General features: G+C 56.8%; 21 protein-coding genes. 7 read left to right on the top strand and 14 right to left on the bottom strand.

Annotated elements, in window-relative coordinates:
* Nucleotides 1-214: 214 nt before the first annotated feature.
* Entirely contained in the window at nt 215-1,168 is a 954-nt protein-coding gene (metR, locus tag PU683_RS21150; protein ID WP_277174562.1) for an HTH-type transcriptional regulator MetR, read from the top strand.
* Here metR and PU683_RS21145 read toward each other — a convergent pair.
* The 3 genes from PU683_RS21145 to pldB form a co-directional block, all read right to left on the bottom strand.
* Nucleotides 1,056-1,955, bottom strand: coding sequence for a carboxylate/amino acid/amine transporter (locus tag PU683_RS21145; RefSeq protein WP_277174561.1), 900 nt, complete (start codon nt 1,953-1,955; stop codon nt 1,056-1,058). The genes metR and PU683_RS21145 overlap by 113 nt on opposite strands.
* Before the next feature lie 98 nt (nt 1,956-2,053).
* Nucleotides 2,054-2,860 carry a sugar/pyridoxal phosphate phosphatase YigL gene (gene yigL / locus PU683_RS21140; RefSeq protein WP_277174560.1) on the bottom strand — a complete coding sequence of 269 codons (807 nt, stop codon included), beginning with the start codon at nt 2,858-2,860 and terminating at the stop codon, nt 2,054-2,056.
* Nucleotides 2,861-2,885: 25 nt separating this feature from the next.
* Nucleotides 2,886-3,878 carry a lysophospholipase L2 gene (pldB, locus tag PU683_RS21135; protein WP_277174559.1) on the bottom strand — a complete coding sequence of 331 codons (993 nt, stop codon included), beginning with the start codon at nt 3,876-3,878 and terminating at the stop codon, nt 2,886-2,888.
* Nucleotides 3,879-3,987: 109 nt separating this feature from the next.
* Between pldB and rhtB the strand changes: the two genes are divergently transcribed.
* Nucleotides 3,988-4,608, top strand: a complete 621-nt coding sequence (gene rhtB / locus PU683_RS21130; RefSeq protein ID WP_277174558.1) for a homoserine/homoserine lactone efflux protein — start codon at nt 3,988-3,990, stop codon at nt 4,606-4,608.
* Nucleotides 4,609-4,829: 221 nt separating this feature from the next.
* Here rhtB and rhtC read toward each other — a convergent pair whose 3' ends face one another.
* The 3 genes from rhtC to pldA form a co-directional block, all read right to left on the bottom strand.
* The gene (gene rhtC, locus PU683_RS21125) at nt 4,830-5,450 is read right to left on the bottom strand and encodes a threonine export protein RhtC (protein WP_277174557.1); all 621 of its coding nucleotides are present in this window, start codon (nt 5,448-5,450) and stop codon (nt 4,830-4,832) included.
* 60 nt (nt 5,451-5,510) lie between these two features.
* On the bottom strand, nt 5,511-7,337 hold the full coding sequence (gene recQ, locus PU683_RS21120; RefSeq protein WP_277174556.1) for an ATP-dependent DNA helicase RecQ: 1,827 nt from the start codon (nt 7,335-7,337) through the stop codon (nt 5,511-5,513).
* A gap of 68 nt (nt 7,338-7,405) precedes the next feature.
* Complete coding sequence (gene pldA, locus PU683_RS21115; RefSeq protein ID WP_277174555.1) at nt 7,406-8,275, bottom strand: phospholipase A; 870 nt, start codon at nt 8,273-8,275, stop codon at nt 7,406-7,408.
* A 159-nt stretch (nt 8,276-8,434) separates the two neighbouring features.
* On the opposite strand from pldA, the gene yigI reads away from it, so the two are divergent.
* The 4 genes from yigI to PU683_RS21095 are packed head-to-tail and all read left to right on the top strand — an operon-like array spanning nt 8,435 to nt 10,813.
* Nucleotides 8,435-8,902, top strand: a complete 468-nt coding sequence (yigI, locus tag PU683_RS21110) for an acyl-CoA thioesterase YigI (protein ID WP_277174554.1) — start codon at nt 8,435-8,437, stop codon at nt 8,900-8,902.
* 55 nt (nt 8,903-8,957) lie between these two features.
* Nucleotides 8,958-9,854 (top strand): EamA family transporter RarD, encoded by an 897-nt coding sequence (gene rarD / locus PU683_RS21105; protein WP_277174553.1) that lies wholly within the window; start codon nt 8,958-8,960, stop codon nt 9,852-9,854.
* Nucleotides 9,855-9,912: 58 nt separating this feature from the next.
* On the top strand, nt 9,913-10,389 hold the full coding sequence (locus PU683_RS21100) for a hypothetical protein (protein WP_277174552.1): 477 nt from the start codon (nt 9,913-9,915) through the stop codon (nt 10,387-10,389).
* A 31-nt stretch (nt 10,390-10,420) separates the two neighbouring features.
* A complete protein-coding gene (locus tag PU683_RS21095) occupies nt 10,421-10,813 on the top strand; it encodes a DUF2628 domain-containing protein (protein ID WP_277174551.1) in 393 nt (130 codons plus the stop codon).
* A gap of 41 nt (nt 10,814-10,854) precedes the next feature.
* Here the strand turns inward: PU683_RS21095 and corA are convergent, their stop codons facing one another.
* The 8 genes from corA to lptM form a co-directional block, all read right to left on the bottom strand.
* Nucleotides 10,855-11,805, bottom strand: coding sequence for a magnesium/cobalt transporter CorA (corA, locus tag PU683_RS21090; protein WP_023479615.1), 951 nt, complete (start codon nt 11,803-11,805; stop codon nt 10,855-10,857).
* A 153-nt stretch (nt 11,806-11,958) separates the two neighbouring features.
* Complete coding sequence (ysgD, locus tag PU683_RS22485) at nt 11,959-12,015, bottom strand: YsgD/CorL family protein (protein WP_353656052.1); 57 nt, start codon at nt 12,013-12,015, stop codon at nt 11,959-11,961.
* A gap of 148 nt (nt 12,016-12,163) precedes the next feature.
* Nucleotides 12,164-14,326, bottom strand: coding sequence for a DNA helicase II (gene uvrD, locus PU683_RS21085; protein WP_277174550.1), 2,163 nt, complete (start codon nt 14,324-14,326; stop codon nt 12,164-12,166).
* 135 nt (nt 14,327-14,461) lie between these two features.
* On the bottom strand, nt 14,462-15,178 hold the full coding sequence (gene yigB / locus PU683_RS21080; protein ID WP_277174549.1) for a 5-amino-6-(5-phospho-D-ribitylamino)uracil phosphatase YigB: 717 nt from the start codon (nt 15,176-15,178) through the stop codon (nt 14,462-14,464).
* On the bottom strand, nt 15,178-16,080 hold the full coding sequence (gene xerC, locus PU683_RS21075) for a tyrosine recombinase XerC (protein ID WP_277174548.1): 903 nt from the start codon (nt 16,078-16,080) through the stop codon (nt 15,178-15,180). The genes yigB and xerC overlap by 1 nt, the downstream gene beginning before the upstream one ends.
* Nucleotides 16,077-16,784 (bottom strand): DUF484 domain-containing protein, encoded by a 708-nt coding sequence (locus PU683_RS21070; protein WP_042714298.1) that lies wholly within the window; start codon nt 16,782-16,784, stop codon nt 16,077-16,079. The genes xerC and PU683_RS21070 overlap by 4 nt, the downstream gene beginning before the upstream one ends.
* A complete protein-coding gene (gene dapF / locus PU683_RS21065) occupies nt 16,781-17,605 on the bottom strand; it encodes a diaminopimelate epimerase (protein ID WP_277174547.1) in 825 nt (274 codons plus the stop codon). The genes PU683_RS21070 and dapF overlap by 4 nt, the downstream gene beginning before the upstream one ends.
* 36 nt (nt 17,606-17,641) lie before the next feature.
* Entirely contained in the window at nt 17,642-17,845 is a 204-nt protein-coding gene (gene lptM / locus PU683_RS21060) for an LPS translocon maturation chaperone LptM (RefSeq protein ID WP_187800552.1), read from the bottom strand.
* Nucleotides 17,846-17,981: 136 nt separating this feature from the next.
* On the opposite strand from lptM, the gene cyaY reads away from it, so the two are divergent.
* Nucleotides 17,982-18,302, top strand: coding sequence for an iron donor protein CyaY (gene cyaY, locus PU683_RS21055; RefSeq protein WP_200135337.1), 321 nt, complete (start codon nt 17,982-17,984; stop codon nt 18,300-18,302).
* Nucleotides 18,303-18,313 lie beyond the last annotated feature (11 nt).

The following is an 18,313-nucleotide window of genomic DNA, read 5'->3' as shown; positions in this document are numbered from 1 at the left end:
GTTAATCCAAAGGATTTCGGATTAAGGGAAGGCGGCAAGTTCATGAATCCCCGGGAGCTTACTGAAGTAAGTGACCGGGGTGAATGAGCGCAGCCAACACACCATTAATTCGAAAGACGCAGGATTTGGACGTCCAGATGTTTACACATCCATAATGTGAAGGTACTGTGTATTCCTCAAGCGCAAAATATTCATGCCGGAGTGAAGGAGTTTCATGATCGAGATTAAGCACCTGAAAACGCTGCAAGCGTTACGAAATAGCGGATCGCTGGCTGCCGCTGCGGCAACGCTGCACCAGACGCAATCCGCCCTTTCCCATCAGTTCAGCGATCTGGAACAGCGCCTCGGTTTTCGTCTCTTTGTGCGCAAAAGCCAGCCGCTGCGATTTACGCCGCAGGGGGAGATTTTGTTGCAGCTGGCTAATCAGGTGCTGCCGCAGATCGGCCGTGCGCTGCAAGCCTGCAATGAGCCGCAGCAAACCACCTTACGCATCGCCATTGAGTGCCATAGCTGTATTCAGTGGTTGACTCCCGCGCTTGAGAATTTCCGCCAGAGCTGGCCGCAGGTAGAGATGGATTTCAAATCCGGCGTCACCTTCGATCCGCAGCCCGCGCTGCAACAGGGCGAGCTGGATCTGGTGCTTACCTCCGACATTCTGCCGCGCAGCGGCCTGCACTATTCGCCAATGTTTGATTTTGAAGTGCGTCTGGTACTGGCACCGGATCATCCGCTGGCGGCGGTGGCGCACATCACGCCGGAAGATATCGCCAGCGAAACGCTGCTGATCTACCCGGTGCAGCGCAGCCGGCTCGATATCTGGCGCCACTTTTTACAACCGGCAGGAGTCAGCCCGTCGCTGAAAAGCGTCGATAACACGCTGCTGCTGATTCAGATGGTCTCCGCGCGCATGGGGATTGCGGCGCTGCCGCACTGGGTGGTGGAGAGTTTTGAGCGCCAGGGTCTGGTTGTGACCAAAACCCTCGGCGAGGGATTGTGGAGCCGGCTGTACGCCGCGGTGCGCGACGGCGAGCAGCGTCAGCCGGTAACGGAAGCGTTTATTCGCTCAGCGCGGAACCACGCTTGCGATCATCTGCCGTTTGTCCGGAGCGCGGAGCGACCCAACGGCGATGTACCCATAGCGAAGCCATTATCACCGCACCACCCATAATAAAACTGGGCCAGTGCGGCTGCTGCTGCCAGATTGCCAGGTTGACCAGCAGCCCGGCAGGAACATGCACATTGTTCATGATGCCGAGCGTGCCCGCATCCACCTGCGTCGCGCCGTAGTTCCACATAAAGTAACCGAGCCCCGAGGCCACCACGCCCAGCCACACCAGCACGCCCCACTGTAACGTGGTGGTGGGTAATTTCTGCGGGTTGCCCATCACCAGCCACGCTATCGCTGCCACCACAAACGCGCCCAGATAGAACCAGGCAAAGGCGTTGTGCTGCGGCATCGGGCGCGTCTCCATCAGGCGCTTATAGCCCACCATGCCAATCGCAAAGCTGATGTTCGCCAGCTGGACAAGGATCAGCCCTGTCCAGAAGTGGTCGCTCACTTTGTCGTAGCGGATGATCGCCGCACCAATCACCGCCAGCCCGGCGCTCAGCAGGTAGCCCCAGCGCAGCCCGCGCTTGCTCAGCAGGTCATAAATCAGCGTGATATAGAGCGGGGTGAAAACCGTGAAGAGCAGGAATTCCGAGACCGTTAAGTAGAGATAGGCCTGGAAGCCGAACAGATACATGATGCCGAGCTGCAACGCACCCACCAGCATATACAAGCCGATGGTTTGCAGGTTATGGCCGCGCGCGCGCAGGAAGGGCAAAAAGACCAGCGCCGCCAGCCCGACGCGCATCAGCACCGAAAAGTAGCTGTCGACATGTCCGGCCAGGTATTCGCCAATCAGGCTAAACGAGAAGGCCCACAGAATGGTGGTGATGATCAGTAACGCCACAATGAATGTCTCTCAAGTGAAAGGACACGCATTGTAGCGAACTCAGATGGTCAAAGTTTGACTATTTAGTTGACAACTGTTTATTTTGCGAACAGTCGTCAATCTTCGCCAAGGTAGAGCTTGCGCAGGTATTTTGGCACAGCGTTGTCGGCGTTGGTGCCAATCACCTCCAGCTCCGGATGGAGTTGTTTCAGGCGCTGGTGGGCATTTGCCATAATGCAGCCTTTCCCCGCCATCGACAGCATTTCGGCATCGTTCATGCCGTCGCCAAAGGCGATGCAGTTTTTCAGGCTGTAACCCAGCGCGTGCGAAACCGCCTCCAGCGCATGGCCTTTCGAAACGCCACCCGCCATCACTTCCAGGCAGGTTAAGGTGGAGAAGCTGACGTTGACGCGGTCGCCCCAGCGGGCGTTGATTGCCTGTTCCAGCGGCAGCAGCTTTTCATGGTTGTCACAGGAGAAGAAGACTTTGCTGATGCCCTCTGGCTCCAGTAAACCCGGTTCGTAGATGGCATATTTAAACACCGCCTCTTTGAAGAAGCGCATCTCATCCGGACGGTGGCGGTTCATAAACCACTCATCGTCGCGGTAGACATTGGTGATGATCTCCGGCTCGTTATGCATCATGCCGAAGAGATCGGCGGCGATATCGCGATCCAGGTTATGGGTGAAGACCAGGTTTCCATCGGTGTCGTGCACGCGCGCGCCGTTGGAGGTGATCATGTAGGCTTTGATATCTAAATTATCGCGGATCTGCCCAACGTCGACGTGGTGGCGGCCGGTGGCGAAGACAAAGTTCACGCCGCGCGCGGTCAGCAGTTTTAACGTCTCTTTGGCGAAAGGCGACAGTGTGTGGTCAGGAGAGAGCAGCGTACCGTCTAAATCAGAGGCAACAACCTGGTACATAAGAAAATTTAACCTCAATAAATCATCAGTTATATCGATCGAAAAAATCGACGATGGCGTTGAGCGCGACTGAGCGCATGGCGTCCTTTTCAAAAAGGATCTCATGGTACGCGCCGTCGATGACCAGCGGTTTTCCCCCTTCGCAGGGGTGACCGGCGGCGGCGCGGCGTTCGCAGAAGCGCTGATGCATGCGGTTATCGACCACATGCTCCTCTTCTGCCTGAATAAGAAGTGTTGGCGTGGCGTCTTTTTCCACTCCTGCCAGCGCCTGCTCACCCGCAAGAATGCCTTCGCGCACCCAGTGCCAGGTTGGGCCGCCGACGCGCAGGGTCGGCTCATCAGCGTAGAAGCGGACGTTACGGCGGTAGCGCTCGCGGCTGTGGGTCAGCACGTTAATGGCGAAGGGCAGCGGACGCCAGCTGCCGGTACCGATGGCGTAGCCATCGCGGATGCTCGGGTAGCTCTCTGCCCACTCCAGCAGCGGACGCACCACCCAATCCGGCAAGTGAATGATAATGCCGAACATCGGCGCGCAGAGCGCGATAGCGTCGCAGGCGTGGGGATAGCGTTGTAAAAAGAGCGTCGAGATCGCCCCGCCCATTGAGTGCGCCAGAATATAGCGTTTGCGCCACGGCCCGCTGGCTACTTCCTGCTCCCAGAAGGCGGCTAAATCTTCGACATAGTCGCTGAATTTGACCACATGACCGCGATGCGCGTCGGGCAGCATGCGCCCGGAACGCCCCTGACCGCGGTGATCAATAATCAGCACGTCATAACCAAGGTGGAACAGGTCATAGGCCAGTTCGGCATACTTTACGTAGCTTTCGATACGACCAGGGCAGATCACGATCACCCGATCGTTACTCTGCGCGCGAAAACGAACAAAACTGACCGGCACCTCGTCCACGCCGGTAAACACGTCTTCCTCACGCGATCGCCAGAAGTCCATTAACGGACCCATGGTGAATGCGGCGAACGCTTTTTCTCTGCTTTCCCACGCCTTTTTTTGCCGAAACATCGGGATTTTGCCCCTTTTAGCCATGTAAAATCGTTTTTTTGTGACCAATAGCAAATTCCACAGACAATGGCGTATTGTGGCATAAAAACCGACAACCAGGGAATTCCTCATGACTTTCGAGTGGTGGTTCGCCTACCTGCTGACATCGTTAATTTTAAGTCTCTCCCCCGGCTCCGGGGCGATCAATACCATGACCACCTCCATTAGCCACGGCTATCGCGGTGCGGCGGCCTCAATTGCCGGTTTGCAGACCGGGCTGGGGATCCATATTGTGTTGGTTGGTATTGGTCTGGGTACGCTTTTTTCCCGCTCGGTGCTGGCGTTTGAGGTGCTGAAGTGGGCGGGTGCGGCCTATCTGGTGTGGCTCGGTATTCAGCAGTGGCGTGCCGCAGGCGCGCTCGATCTCCATACCCTGGCGCAGACGCAATCACGCGGGCGGCTGTTTAAACGCGCGGTGTTTGTCAATCTTACCAACCCGAAGAGCATCGTGTTTCTCGCCGCCCTCTTCCCGCAATTTATCGCGCCTAATCAGCCGCAGGTGATGCAGTATGTCGTGCTTGGCGCAACAACCATCGTCGTCGATATCATTGTGATGATTGGTTATGCCACGCTGGCGCGGCGCATTGCGGGGTGGATTAAGGGCCCGCATCAGATGAAGGCGTTGAATAAAGTATTTGGATCACTGTTTATGCTGGTAGGGGCGCTGCTGGCGTCGGCAAGACACGCCTGAGTGCGGTCTGTTTGCCGGATGGCGGCTGCGCCTTATCCGGCCTACGCAAAACCAGGTAGTGACCTTTGTCGGCCGGATAAGCGCAAGCGCCATCCGGCATATGCAAAACCAGGTAGTGACCTTTGTCGGCCGGATAAGCGTAAGCGCCATCCGGCATATGCAAAACCAGGTAGTGACCTTTGTAGGCCGGATAAGCGCAAGCGCCATCCGGCAAACCGGCATTAGCGGGAGATGATCAGATGGATGCCAAACCCGGCAAAGAGCGCGCCGGCGACGCCATCGATCCACTTCGCCATTCGCTGATAGCCGCGACGGATTTGCGGCAGCGCGAAGACGCTGGCGACCAGCGCAAACCAGGCGAATGTCTCTAACGCAATCAGCATAAAGATCCCCCAGCGCGCGTTAGCGCCGACGCTGTCGCCGACAAACAGCGAGAAGACAGACCCGAAGTAAATAATGGCTTTCGGATTTGCGAGGTTGGTCAGCAAGCCTTTGACAAAGCTGCGGCCGCCCGCGGCCAGCTCAACCTGCGGCTCATCGCTGCTCACCACCTCTTTCTTCAGCGCGCCGCGCAGCATCTGGTAACCCATCCAGCAGAGATAGAGCCCGCCGCCGACCATAATGATGGTATGCAGCCACGCCATTTTCGCGAGGATCAGGTTAAGGCCAAGCAGTGCGACCGCTGCCCACACCATCACGCCAGCGGTGATGCCGAGCACGCCCAGCATCGCTTCTTTGCGCGAGCGGCTGACGGCAGTTTGAGAGACGAAGAAGAAATCAGGACCGGGGCTCATCAGCGCAACGAAATGCACCAGCGCCACGGTGAGAAAGAGCATTAACATAACGAACTCGCGATAAAAGATTCAGTGAAGGTCTATCCTGACACTTTTCCCGCAGGCTGACTACTCTTCATCGCCATCGACATGGGCGCGGATCAGCGCCATAAACTCCTGACCGAAACGCTCCAGTTTGCGCGTGCCGACGCCGTTGACGCTGAGCATTTCACCGGGCGAAAGCGGCATCTGCTCCGCCATCTCAATCAGCGTGGCATCGTTAAATACCACGTACGGCGGAATATTCTCTTCGTCGGCAATCGCTTTACGCAGCTTACGCAGTTTGGCAAACAGCTTGCGATCGTAATTGCCGACCGCCGCCTTCTGCATCACTTTCGGCTTCAGCGTCACCATGCGCGGCACCGCCAGCATCAGTGGCACCTCGCCGCGCAGAACCGGACGCGCCGCTTCTGTCAGCTGTAGCGCCGAGTGCTGGGCAATATTTTGCATCGCGAAGCCTAAGTGGATCAGCTGGCGAATCACGCTTACCCAGTGTTCGTGGCTCTGCTCGCGCCCAATGCCGTAGACCGGCAGCTTGTCATGGCCCATCTCGCGGATACGCTGGTTATTCGCGCCGCGCAGCACTTCAACCACATAGCCCATGCCGAAACGCTGGTTAACGCGATAGATGGCAGAGAGCGCTTTCTGCGCATCCTGCAAACCATCATATTGACGCGGCGGATCGAGGCAGATATCGCAGTTACCGCACGCCGCGTGACGCCCTTCGCCAAAGTAGTTGAGCAGCACCAGGCGACGACAGGTTTGCGCTTCGGCAAAGGCACCCATCGCATTGAGCTTATGACGTTCAATATCCTGCAATGGCCCGGCGGGCTTCTCTTCGAGGCAGCGGCGCAGCCACGCCATATCCGCCGGATCGTAAAACAGCATCGCTTCTGCGGGCAGGCCATCGCGCCCGGCGCGACCGGTCTCCTGATAGTAGGATTCGATATTGCGCGGAATGTCGAAGTGCACCACAAAGCGCACGTTGGGTTTGTTAATCCCCATACCGAAGGCGACGGTGGCGACGACGATTTGCAGGTCATCGCGCTGGAACTGCTCCTGCACACGCGCGCGAACCTCGTTCTCCAGCCCGGCGTGATAAGGCGCGGCGCTGAAACCCCGGCCCTGTAAGCGCGCGGCGGTATCTTCGACTTTCGCCCGGCTGTTGCAGTAGATGATGCCGCATTTGCCCCGCTGCTCCTGCACATAGCGCAGCAGCTGGTCGAGTGGCTTGAACTTCTCCATCAGCATGTAGCGGATGTTCGGGCGGTCGAAACTGCTGACCTGAATCAGCGGATCGTTAAGGCCGAGCAGGCGTTCAATATCGCGCCGCGTGGTGTCATCGGCGGTCGCGGTAAGCGCCATAAAAGGCACGGAGGGGAGCATCTGGCGCAGCTGGCCGAGCGCGGCGTACTCCGGGCGGAAATCGTGTCCCCACTGGGAGATACAGTGCGCTTCGTCGACGGCGATAAGCACCGTGTTCCACTGGCGCAGCTGGTCAAGGAAGTTGTCGAGCATCAGGCGTTCAGGCGCGATATAGAGCAGACGGATCTGCCCGCTGCGACAGCCGTTTACCACCTCAAGCTGCTGCTCGCGGCTCTGCGTTGAGTTGAGACAGGCCGCCGCGACGCCGTTGGCGAGCAGCTGGTCGACCTGGTCTTTCATCAGCGAGATAAGCGGCGAGACCACCACCGTCAGCCCTTCCAGCACCAGCGCCGGGATCTGATAGCAGAGCGATTTGCCGCCGCCGGTCGGCATCACCACCAGGCAGTCGCGACCGCTAAGCACGGTGTCGATAATATCCTGTTGGCCAGGGCGGAACTGCTGGTAGCCAAAGGTCTCTTGTAAAACCTGTTTAGCCAGCGATTCCTGATTCAATACTTCCGCCTGCGCCACATTGACCCCATTTGCCTGAAATAAAAACAGGCGCTATTTTCAGCGCCTGTGACTGAAACTGCAATGCCTTAAAACAGATCGTTGAGCATCACGCCCACGCCGAAGCGGGTCTGATTGAAATTATAATCAATCAGCGATTCGCCATAGCCGCTATACACCTGAGTATAGAGGCGAACGTGTTTGGTCACCGGGTAGCTCAGGCCGATCTCTGCGCCGCCGTAGCCGGTATTCCAGTTGTACTGCCCTTTCGCGCTGAGGATCGCATCACCAATTTCGTAACCGATTTTCAGCTGGTAGTAACCCATATATTTGGTGATATCCGGGTTGTCATCGGTCGAGCCTACGACATACCAGGGCTTCACTTCCACCATCCAGTTACCGTTTTGCGCCATCAAGCGGGTGTAAGCGCGGTTCCAGCTGCGCGAGGTCGGATCGGAGCGGCCGTTTGAGTCATGGTTAAAACCAACCTCGATGTCGCGCAGCGTCCAGCCTGCAAATTTGTAATCCGTGGCGAAACCGAGGAACAGCTGCGGTTCATAGTTGGTTTCACGGAAGGGAGAAGACTCGCCGCTGTTGGAGAGCTGCCACCAGGATTTTTGCGTATAGGAGCCGCCTAATACCGAGTTTGGCCCCAGGATGCCGCGCCAGAAAGGGAAGGCCAGGCTTATCTGGAACTTCACTTCATCTTTACGCGCGTTGTCAGCCCAGTTGTAGGAGCGGATCGCTTCCTTATTCAGATCGCTGGTATCGGTATAGATCACGTAGTTGGATTCATACGGATAGAGCGTGAAGGGATTATCATGCTCCTGCAACATATTCGCGATGATGCTACCGCGCACGGCGGGCGCATCATGAACTTCTTTGATGGTTGCTTCTTGTGCGAGTGCCATGAACGGCAGTGCCAGCACTGCGAAAATATACCCCGGCCAGGTGCGCATCGGTTTAAGCTCCGAATTATTGTTGAGTTAGTTAATAGTCTTATCCGCACGTATTCTACATATTTCCTGCGCCGCTGCTCGTCTATCGCTCTTAAAGTAGCAATCAACAAACATTGAGCATAAAATTAACACTCCATTAACTCATCGGATCAGATTGATATGTCAGCCGTTCTTACCGCCGATCAGGCTCTGCAAATGGTGGGCGAAATTTTTGTCTATCACATGCCATACAACCGTGCGTTAGGCCTTGAGTTGGGGCGCTATGAAAAAGCATTCGCAGAACTCCATTTCACTAACCAGCCGATGATGGTCGGTAACTGGGCGCAAAGCATTCTGCATGGTGGCGTGATTGCTTCCGCGCTGGATGTCGCCGCAGGCCTGGTGTGCGTCGGCAGCACCCTGACCCGCCATGAAACCATCAGCGAAGAGGAGCTTCGCCAGCGACTGGCGCGTATGGGAACGATCGATTTACGTGTCGATTATCTGCGCCCGGGACGCGGCACGCGCTTTACTGCCAGCAGCAGTTTGCTGCGCGCCGGCAATAAGGTCGCCGTTGCGCGCGTGGAGCTGCATAACGAGGAGCAGGTGCATATCGCCAGCGCGACCGCTACCTATATGGTGGGGTGAGCAGGCCTGCGAAATCGGGTACCATGCGGTTACATTTTCGCAACGAGTCTTTCTGATGGATGCAAAGCAGACGCGGCTTGGCGTGTTACTTGCGCTCGCCGCTTATTTTATCTGGGGTATTGCGCCCGCCTATTTCAAAGTAATCTGGTATGTTCCCGCCGATGAGATCCTCACTCACCGCGTCATCTGGTCCTTCTTTTTTATGCTGGCGCTGATAAGCGTAAGCCGTCAGTGGAAGAGCGTGAAAGCGCTGCTGCAAACACCGAAGAAGATTTTACTGCTGGCGGTCTCGGCGGTGCTGGTGGGGGGCAACTGGCTGCTCTTTATCTGGGCGGTCAACCATAACCATTTGCTGGAAGCGAGCCTCGGCTACTTTATTAACCCGCTGGTGAATATTCTGCTGGGGATGCTTTTCCTGGGTGAGCGTTTCCGCCGCATGCAGTGGCTGGCGGTGATCCTCGCCGCGCTGGGCGTACTGGTGCAGCTCTGGACTTTTGGCTCGCTGCCGGTGATTGCCCTCGGCCTGGCCTTTAGCTTCGCCTTCTACGGCCTGCTGCGAAAGAAAATTGCCGTTGAGGCGCAAACCGGCATGCTGATAGAGACCTTATGGTTACTGCCAGTGGCGGCCATCTGGCTATTCGGCATTACCGATAGCCCGACCAGCCATATGTCGCAAAACAGCCTGTCGCTCAATCTACTGCTGATGGCGGCAGGGGTGATCACCACGGTGCCGCTGCTCTGCTTTACCGGGGCGGCAACGCGTCTGCGCCTCTCAACGCTCGGTTTCTTCCAGTACATCGGCCCGACGCTGATGTTCCTGCTGGCGGTGACCTTTTACGGCGAGCATCCCGGCGCGGATAAGATGGTGACCTTTGGTTTTATCTGGGTGGCGCTGGCGATCTTCGTAATGGATGCCCTCTATACCCAGCGTGCGTTGCGTAAAACACCCTAATTCCATTTAGGGAACAAATCAGGCGGGCGAACTCTTCGCTCGCCACCTACAAATATTCGTGGGTTATTCGATCACCGCATCGCATATTAATCTGCTGAATGGTATGTTCGCCGCTTTATTATTACGCTATTCAGGACGACCCGGAAAAATGATCCGCAGGATTTTTTGGCCAACAGGCAAGGCATGCCTCGCGCGTAAGCCCTATTTCCTTATTTTTATGCTTCTGCATATTCTTTTTTTAATTGCCATGGTTAGCGTGGCGAAGCTTCCCATACTGCCACTGCTCTGCCTGCTGGTTTACACATGGGTAAAAATCAATATCAATGCGCAGCGCTGCCGGGATAGTGGATTAAAGGGGCGTTATGTTGTCATTCTGTCGATCCTGGTTTATCTCATTTCGCCAGTGGTCTCGGCGGCCGGTTTCGTGCTGGATGATGAATATCTGCTGCTTGGCGCTCAGATCTATATTTGGTTCGACGGCCTGGTATTTTTTATGCTTATGTTCGCGCCAACGGAAGTAAAAACAGCTAATTAGTTTAAAAGACAGGGTTTTTCAGGAGAGGAAAATGAGCACTATCAACGACTATGACTACCAGAAAGATGAATCGCTGAGCGATAAGTGGAAGTATCGTTTCGCATTTTTTGAAAAGAATGGTTATCCCGGATTCTGGCGCCCTACTCCGGCGTGGAAACAAGCGTTTAAGCAAATGACATTTGGGGAGAAAGTAACAGTTAACCAAAACTTCTACGCACTCTTCTTCGGCTGTATTTATCTCTTTATCCTGGGCCTGTGGAAGAAAGCGCTGACCTCTATTGCGCTGAACGTACTGGGATTATTAGTCGCCGCTCTTATAGGTTTCCCTTTCCTCTCCTTTATCGTACCCATGCTTATCATGATGCGAACGAATGTCTGGTATCACGAATATAAGGTTAAAGGCATTCAGACCTGGGGCCTGTAAAGAAAAAAGGTTCAGCGCAGGCTGAACCTTTTTTTATGACGTCAAAGCCAGTTACGGCGTTTGAAGTAGAGGTAGGGAGCAAGGCCGGCGAGGATCATAAAGATAATCGCGCCGGGATAGCCGAAGCTCCAGTGCAGCTCGGGCATAAACTCAAAGTTCATCCCATAGCTTGATGCCACCAGCGTTGGCGGCAGGAACACCACCGAAACGACCGAGAAGATCTTGATGATTCGGTTCTGCTCGATATTGATAAAACCCATCGCCGCCTGCATCAGGAAGTTCACCTTCTGGAACAGGGATTCGTTATGCGGCAGCAGCGACTCGATATCGCGCAGGATCTCGCGCGCCTGCTCAAGCTGGCCCGCCGGTAAGCGCGCTTTGCGCACCAGGAAGTTCAGCGCGCGCTGGGTATCCATCAGACACAAACGCACTTTCCAGCCGATATCTTCCTGCTCCGCAAGCGTCGAGAGCGCTTCGTCATACTCATCGCCCTGCTGCCCTTCCATAATGACGCGGCTGAGCTTTTCCAGATCGCTGTAGATGTTCTCGATCTCATCCGCCAGCTGTTCGATTTTGGTTTCGAAGAGATCGAGCAGCAGCTCATAGGCGTTGCCATCGACCATCTCCTGGCTGCGGGCGCGCATACGGTAGAGGCGAAACGCGGGCAGCTCGCGCTCGCGCAGGGTAAAGAGACGCCCTTCGCGAATGGTGAATGCTACCGTTGAGTTGCCTGCGTGATCCTCCGCATCTTCATAAAAGAAGAAGGAGTGAATGTGCAGACCATCTTCGTCTTCGAAAAAACGCGCCGAGGCTTCGATGTCTTCCAGTTCAGGTCGCGTAGCCAGATTCTGGCCCAATTCCGTTTGCACGCGGGTACGTTCATCATCGTCCGGCTCGACTAAATCAACCCAAACCGAGCTGGCGAGGTGTTTGATTTCGTCAGCCTCAAGACGGCTTAAACGATTGTTTTCCAGTTGAAATGCGCTCAGCATGGCCGGGACTCCCAATGCAAAAAATATCGGACAGTTCGCAGGGCACACAAGAAACAATTGGGGTTTCAGACCATTAAACAGTCTGACTCAGCGCGACGGGGGATGAAGCGGGTCGCCGACAACCACTAAGGCCATCAGCGTGAGGAGAAAGCCTTAGGAGTTGTTCCTGAAATCCAGGAAATTGAGCCAGCATCTACTGGGTGTGTCCAAGGCGAATGTCCTCTTAGCGTGATCGTGCGCGCATGTTACGCCAGCACTCAGAAGGCGTCAACACGCAACGAAACGCTAAAGAGCAATATTTGCCCTTCAGCGTATAAGGCTAGCAGAATATTACAAAATGATGATATTTTTCTGAAGGTTACACGGTTTCGAGCTTCGCATAGGCGGCGACTAACCACTTAATGCCCTGCCCCTGGAACGCCACCTGCAAGCGGCTGTGCTCGCCGCTGCCTTCCATATTCACCACCGTGCCTTCGCCAAATTTGGCGTGGCGCACGCGCTGACCAAGCTTGTAGCCCGTATCGCTCTGCGCCACCGGGGTGCCCATCCGCTGATGGCTGACCGGGCGGCTGATGCTGGCGCGCAAACGCACCTCTTCAACGCACTCTTCCGGCAGTTCGCCGATAAAGCGCGAAGGGCGGTGATAGACCTCTTTACCATAGAGCCGACGCGTTTCCGCGTAGGTTAAGGTCAGCTTTTGCATCGCGCGCGTGACGCCGACATAGGCCAGACGACGCTCCTCCTCCAGACGACCACCCTCATCAAGGGACATCTGGCTTGGGAACATCCCCTCTTCCATACCGACAATAAATACCTGCGGGAACTCAAGCCCCTTCGCTGAGTGCATGGTCATTAACTGCACCGCGTCCTGCCAGGTATCCGCCTGCCCTTCGCCCGCTTCCAGCGCCGCATGGGAGAGAAACGCCTGCAGCGGCATTAAATCCTCTTCTTCTTCGTTGTAGCTGAACTGCCGCGTTGCGGTAACCAGCTCCTCTAAGTTTTCGATACGCGTCTGGCCTTTTTCGCCCTTCTCCTGCTCGTACATCGCGCGCAGGCCGGAATCGCTGATCACCCGGTCGGTTTGCACATGCAGCGGCATATCCGCCGTCTCCTGCGCCAGCGCGTCGATTAGCTCAAGGAAACGCTGTAGTGCGCCCGCCGCTCGTCCCGCCAGCGCTCTCTCCTGTAACAGCTCGCGGGTCGCCTGCCACAGCGTCAGCTGACGTTCACGGGAGGTCTGGCGAACAACGTCTAAAGTGCGATCGCCAATACCGCGCGTCGGCGTATTAACTACGCGCTCATATGCTGCGTCATCATTACGGTTAGCAATCAGGCGCAGATAGGCGAGCGCATCTTTGATCTCCTGACGTTCGAAGAAGCGCATGCCGCCATAGATGCGATACGGCATGCTCGCCTGCAGTAACGCCTCTTCCAGCACGCGCGACTGGGCGTTGCTGCGATAGAGAATGGCGCACTGCGTGAGCTGGCCGCCGTTGTCCTGCCAGGTTTTGATGCGATTGACGACAAAACGCGCCTCATCAAGCTCGTTAAACGCGCAGTAGAGGGAGATCGGCTCGCCGTCGGACCCTTCGGTCCACAGTTTTTTCCCCAGACGCCCATTGTTGTTCTCAATCAGGGCGTTAGCAGCGCTCAGAATATTGCTGGTGGAGCGGTAGTTCTGCTCCAGACGAATGGTTTGCGCACCGGGGAAATCGGTGAGAAAGCGCTGGATGTTCTCCACCTGCGCACCGCGCCAGCCGTAGATTGACTGGTCATCGTCGCCGACGATCATCACCTTGCCGGTATCGCCCGCCAGCAGGCGGATCCAAGCGTACTGAATGTTGTTGGTATCCTGGAACTCATCAACCAGGATATTGGTAAAGCGTTCGCGATAGTGCTGCAGAATATGCGGTTTGTTCAGCCACAGTTCATGGGCGCGCAGCAGCAGTTCAGCAAAATCGACCAGCCCGGCGCGATCGCACGCCTCCTGATAGGCCTGGTAGACCTTCTGCCAGGTCTGCTCCACCGGATTGCCGAAGCTTTGAATATGGTGCGGGCGAATGCCTTCATCCTTCTGACCGTTGATGTAGTACATCGCCTGGCGCGCCGGCCACTGCTTCTCATCGAGGTTCATCGCTTTGATCAGGCGCTTGAGAAGGCGCAGCTGATCTTCGCTATCGAGGATCTGGAAATCCTGCGGCAGTTTCGCATCCATATGGTGTGCGCGCAGCAGCCGGTGCGCCAGCCCATGGAAGGTACCGACCCACATGCCACCCTGGGTCGTACCCATCAGCTGGCCAATACGGTGGCGCATCTCCGCCGCCGCTTTGTTGGTAAAGGTGACCGCCATAATCGAGAAAGGCGAGCAGTTCTCAACGGTCATCAGCCACGCGATACGGTGCACCAGCACACGCGTCTTGCCGCTTCCCGCTCCCGCCAGCACCAGCATATTGCTGCGTGTCGCCGCTACGGCGTCGCGCTGTTTGTCATTGAGGCTGTCGAGCAGATAAGAAACGTCCATAGGTACCGTCGCGTAGTCATCAGGAATTGAACAAAACGCCGGGGGCGCTTCGCTTACCAGGGTTCGATTTGCGTGGACGCATTCGCGCCGCGCCCGCCACCAAAACCCTGGTATTTTATACAGAACAATGGGTGATTATATCAGCGTAGTGAGGGATGCCAACCGCGAAATTTCCATATGCGGCAACAGGCGGCTGTCGCTGGCTTGCAGGAGATCTGCGCCCTCGGGTTTGATCCAGCAAGCCTGCATGCCGCAGCGGATCGCGCCCGCTACGTCGGTCGTGAGATCGTCGCCAACGTGCAAGATGTTGCCAATCGGCACGCCAAGACGCTCAGCGGCGCGGTGATACATATCGCTGAAGGGTTTTGAGCGCCCGTCCGGCCCGGCGCGCAGAACGAATTTAAAATAGTCGCCGAGCCCGAAGAGCTCCGGCTGCGCATTGCCGTTAGTGATCGCCACCAGCGGCCACTTTTCCGCCAGCTTCGCCAGCGTGTCGTGGGTCTCGTCCGGCACATCAATGCGGCTGCGCCAGTGCGCAAAGTTGGCCATTGCGGCTTCTGCACCGGCCGCGGCCTCTGCTGCCGTCAGGCCGGCATCCAGCATGGCACGCTCGACGGCGCGTCGCCGCCACTCGGTGACATCGTGATAGATATCCGGCTCAGTTTCGCGCAGCGACTGGCGCAGACGCTTGAATTCGCTGTTCTCCAGGGTGCTGAGCGCCGGATGGTAGCCCTGCAAAAAGGCCAGCGACTCCTGCTCTGTTCGCTGGATCACCAGCCGGTTGTCATAAAGGGTATCGTCCAGGTCGAAGGTGATCGCAGAGATCTCGCCTGGTGGGCGGTAAAAACGCATTATTTCCCCCGTTTTGCGCGCGGATGCGCCGCATCGTAGACCGAAGCAAGGTGTTGAAAATCAAGATGGGTATAGATCTGGGTGGTGGAGAGATTGGCATGCCCGAGCAGCTCCTGCACGCCGCGCAGATCGCCGCTCGACTCCAGCATATGGGTGGCAAAGGAGTGGCGCAGTTTATGCGGATGCACATGGCTATTCAGCCCCTGCTTAATCCCCCATTCAGCAAACCGTTTCTGCACATTGCGCGCCGAGATGCGCTTGCCGAGCTTTGAGAGGAAGAGCGCATCGTCCTGCGCGCCAAACAGCTCGCGCAGATCGAGCCAGTGCTCAACCCAGCTCACCGCATTGCGGCCTATCGGCACGCGGCGCTCTTTGCTGCCTTTACCGAGCACCCACACTTCGCCGCTCTCCAGATCGAGGTGTTTGATATCGAGATTGACCAGTTCCGACAGACGCAGACCCGCGCCGTACATCACTTCCAGCATCGCGCGGTCGCGCACCGCCAGCGGATCGTTAATGTCGATCTCCAGCAGACGGTTTACATCATCGACATCGATATTTTTCGGCAGATGGCGCGCGGCTTTCGGCGCGGAGACCCCTTTCGCCGGGTTGGCAGGCAGCTCGCCCTGGCTCACCAGCCAGTCGAAGAAGCTGCGCAGGGCGGAGAGCCGTAGCGCGAGACTCGCCGCCCCCAGCCCTTTGCGACGGCTGCGGGTGGCAATCGAGCGCACCGTCGCAGCATCGCACTGTCGCCAGCTTTTGAGGCCAAGATCGTCTGCCATCGCCATAATGGTCTCCAGCTGACGCTGATAGTTGCGCAGGGTGATCGGGCTGAGCTGGCGCTCAACGCCCAGATAACGCAAAAAGCGGGTGACGAGCGGGAAAAGCGGCGAAGCGGTCATGCGCGCGCGATCCAGCGCTCAAGCAGATCCGGCAGCATCTGCGCGATCTCCTCCAGCAGCTGGGTGCCCTGGCCATGTTGATAATGGTGCGGATCGCGGCTGCTGAACAGCACCACGCCGAGCGAGCCATCTTGCCCCATCAGCGACATCGCGACTGAACCGATGGCTTTCGCCTCGGGCAACAGCAGCAGCAGCTCAGGCCCGTTGAGCGATCCCAGATAGTGATGCTGGTGACCAAGGCGCTGAATGCGCAGCGGCTCAAAGGCCTGCCGAGAGAGTGAGAGATGGGTATAGCGCGAAGGCGCGCCGAGACGCCAGCGATCCGGAAAGAGGCGCACCGTGGCGCCCGCCAGCCCCAAATCGCGCGCCCAGCGGTGCAGGCGGTTCAGCATCTCATCCAGGCTTGGCGCGGAAGCCAGCCGACTTTGCAGGCGCAGCAGGCGATAAAAGAGCCCTTCATTAGCGCTCGCCTGCTCCATCAGCAGCGTCATGTTCTCTTCCAGCGCGTTGATGTGGTTGCGCGAGCGCGCCATATGCCACTCCACCAGAGAAACCGTGTCGCGCACCGCATGCGGCACGCGCATCTGTTCCACCAGCCGCGCGTTACGGATAAAGAAGTCAGGATGGCGCACCAAATAGTCGGCGACGGTCTGATCTTCCAGTTCCGTCAGCGTCTCCTGCAATTCTTCCCCTGGTTGCTTCATAGATGAATAAACCCGTCATAGACATGTGCCGCCGGGCCAGTCATGTACAGCGGTTGGCCCGGGCCTTTCCAGGCGATATCAAGTCGACCACCCGGTAACTCCACACGAACGCTTTCCGCCAGCAAGCCTTGCTGAATGCCGACGGCAACGGCTGCGCAGGCACCGCTTCCGCACGCCTGCGTTTCACCTGCGCCGCGCTCGAAAACGCGCAGGCGGATATGATCGGTTTTGACGACCTGCATAAAGCCGATATTGGCGCGTTCAGGAAAGCGCTCATGGCTCTCCAGCACCGGCCCCAGCATCTCTACCGGCGCGTTTTCCACGCTATCTACCTGGATAACACAGTGCGGGTTGCCCATCGATACGACGCCGCAGAGCACGGTTTGTTCCGCCGCGCGCATAATATAGGTCTTCTCAGCTTTGTTGGCGCGAAACGGCACCTGCGACGGTTCGAAGTTCGGCTCACCCATATTGACGCGCACCAGTTCATCTTCCGTTACGCTCAATACCATACGCCCATTTGCCGTACTGACGCGAATGTCACGTTTATTGGTTAAACCTTTCAGACGCACAAAGCGGGCGAAACAGCGCGCGCCGTTGCCGCATTGCGCCACTTCGCTGCCGTCAGCATTAAAAATACGGTAGTGAAAATCGAGTTCAGGATCGTAAGGAGGCTCAACCACCAGCAGCTGGTCAAAGCCTACGCCAAGATGGCGATCCGCCAGACGACGGATCAACTCCGGGGAGAAAAAGAGATTCTGCGTCACCGCGTCGACGACCATAAAATCGTTGCCAAGGCCATGCATTTTTGAGAACTGCATTATCTACTCCATTTACGCGGGTACAGAGCGGTAACGTCAATAATTCACCTGGGTCGGCGAGCCGGTATCGCCCCGATCGTTACTATCCGGAATAGTAGGCTGAATCGTGCTCTCCTGCGTTTTGGTTGGCGGCGGCGCGGTTTTATCGGCCGGCGGGAAGTAGAGCGGCCCTTTCAGACCACAGCCCGTCAGGCTGAACAGAGTCAGCACTACGGCCAGCGTGCGAAACAGATCTTTCATTATCGTTGCCTGTGAGTTCATTCTTACTGCGCTCTATCATCGCAGGAGAAGACACAAAAGCAAGAGTTTGCACGTTTAGGGCAACGGGAAATGTTTCGCGTTATACTGCGGCCATCATAAAAAACAGGAAAGCAGAATGAACGATTCAGAATTTCATCGCCTCGCCGACGGCCTGTGGCTCACCATCGAAGAACGCCTGGATGACTGGGACGGCGATAGCGATATCGACTGTGAAATCAACGGCGGCGTCTTAACCCTCAGCTTTGAGAACGGCAGTAAGATCATCATTAACCGTCAGGAGCCGCTGCACCAGGTGTGGCTGGCGACAAAACAGGGCGGTTACCATTTTAATCTCAAAGGGGATGAGTGGGTCTGCGATCGCAGCGGCGAAACCTTCTGGGATCTGCTGGAGCAGGCGGCAAGCCAGCAAGCCGGCGAAAGCGTGACCTTCCGCTAAGACGCACTGCC

It is taken from the genome of Candidatus Kosakonia sp. 282A-S69 (assembly GCF_029433855.1).
GTDB lineage: Bacteria > Pseudomonadota > Gammaproteobacteria > Enterobacterales > Enterobacteriaceae > Kosakonia > Kosakonia cowanii_A.
The sequence above is the reverse complement of the archived record's forward strand: the minus strand, read 5'-3'. Positions and strand labels throughout refer to the sequence as shown.

Excerpts from the sequence above, each read along its gene's own strand:
- yigL (WP_277174560.1), bottom strand. The coding sequence starts at position 2,860 with ATGTACCAGGTTGTTGCCTCTGATTTAGACGGTACGCTGCTCTCTCCT.
- PU683_RS21070 (WP_042714298.1), bottom strand. The coding sequence starts at position 16,784 with ATGAAGCAACCAGGGGAAGAATTGCAGGAGACGCTGACGGAACTGGAA.
- uvrD (WP_277174550.1), bottom strand. The coding sequence starts at position 14,326 with ATGGACGTTTCTTATCTGCTCGACAGCCTCAATGACAAACAGCGCGAC.
- yigB (WP_277174549.1), bottom strand. The coding sequence starts at position 15,178 with ATGCGTTTTTACCGCCCACCAGGCGAGATCTCTGCGATCACCTTCGAC.
- lptM (WP_187800552.1), bottom strand. The coding sequence starts at position 17,845 with ATGAAAGATCTGTTTCGCACGCTGGCCGTAGTGCTGACTCTGTTCAGC.
- pldA (WP_277174555.1), bottom strand. The coding sequence starts at position 8,275 with ATGCGCACCTGGCCGGGGTATATTTTCGCAGTGCTGGCACTGCCGTTC.
- rhtC (WP_277174557.1), bottom strand. The coding sequence starts at position 5,450 with ATGTTAATGCTCTTTCTCACCGTGGCGCTGGTGCATTTCGTTGCGCTG.
- metR (WP_277174562.1), top strand. The coding sequence starts at position 215 with ATGATCGAGATTAAGCACCTGAAAACGCTGCAAGCGTTACGAAATAGC.
- rhtB (WP_277174558.1), top strand. The coding sequence starts at position 3,988 with ATGACTTTCGAGTGGTGGTTCGCCTACCTGCTGACATCGTTAATTTTA.
- xerC (WP_277174548.1), bottom strand. The coding sequence starts at position 16,080 with ATGACCGCTTCGCCGCTTTTCCCGCTCGTCACCCGCTTTTTGCGTTAT.
- dapF (WP_277174547.1), bottom strand. The coding sequence starts at position 17,605 with ATGCAGTTCTCAAAAATGCATGGCCTTGGCAACGATTTTATGGTCGTC.
- rarD (WP_277174553.1), top strand. The coding sequence starts at position 8,958 with ATGGATGCAAAGCAGACGCGGCTTGGCGTGTTACTTGCGCTCGCCGCT.
- PU683_RS21095 (WP_277174551.1), top strand. The coding sequence starts at position 10,421 with ATGAGCACTATCAACGACTATGACTACCAGAAAGATGAATCGCTGAGC.
- pldB (WP_277174559.1), bottom strand. The coding sequence starts at position 3,878 with ATGTTTCGGCAAAAAAAGGCGTGGGAAAGCAGAGAAAAAGCGTTCGCC.
- corA (WP_023479615.1), bottom strand. The coding sequence starts at position 11,805 with ATGCTGAGCGCATTTCAACTGGAAAACAATCGTTTAAGCCGTCTTGAG.
- cyaY (WP_200135337.1), top strand. The coding sequence starts at position 17,982 with ATGAACGATTCAGAATTTCATCGCCTCGCCGACGGCCTGTGGCTCACC.
- yigI (WP_277174554.1), top strand. The coding sequence starts at position 8,435 with ATGTCAGCCGTTCTTACCGCCGATCAGGCTCTGCAAATGGTGGGCGAA.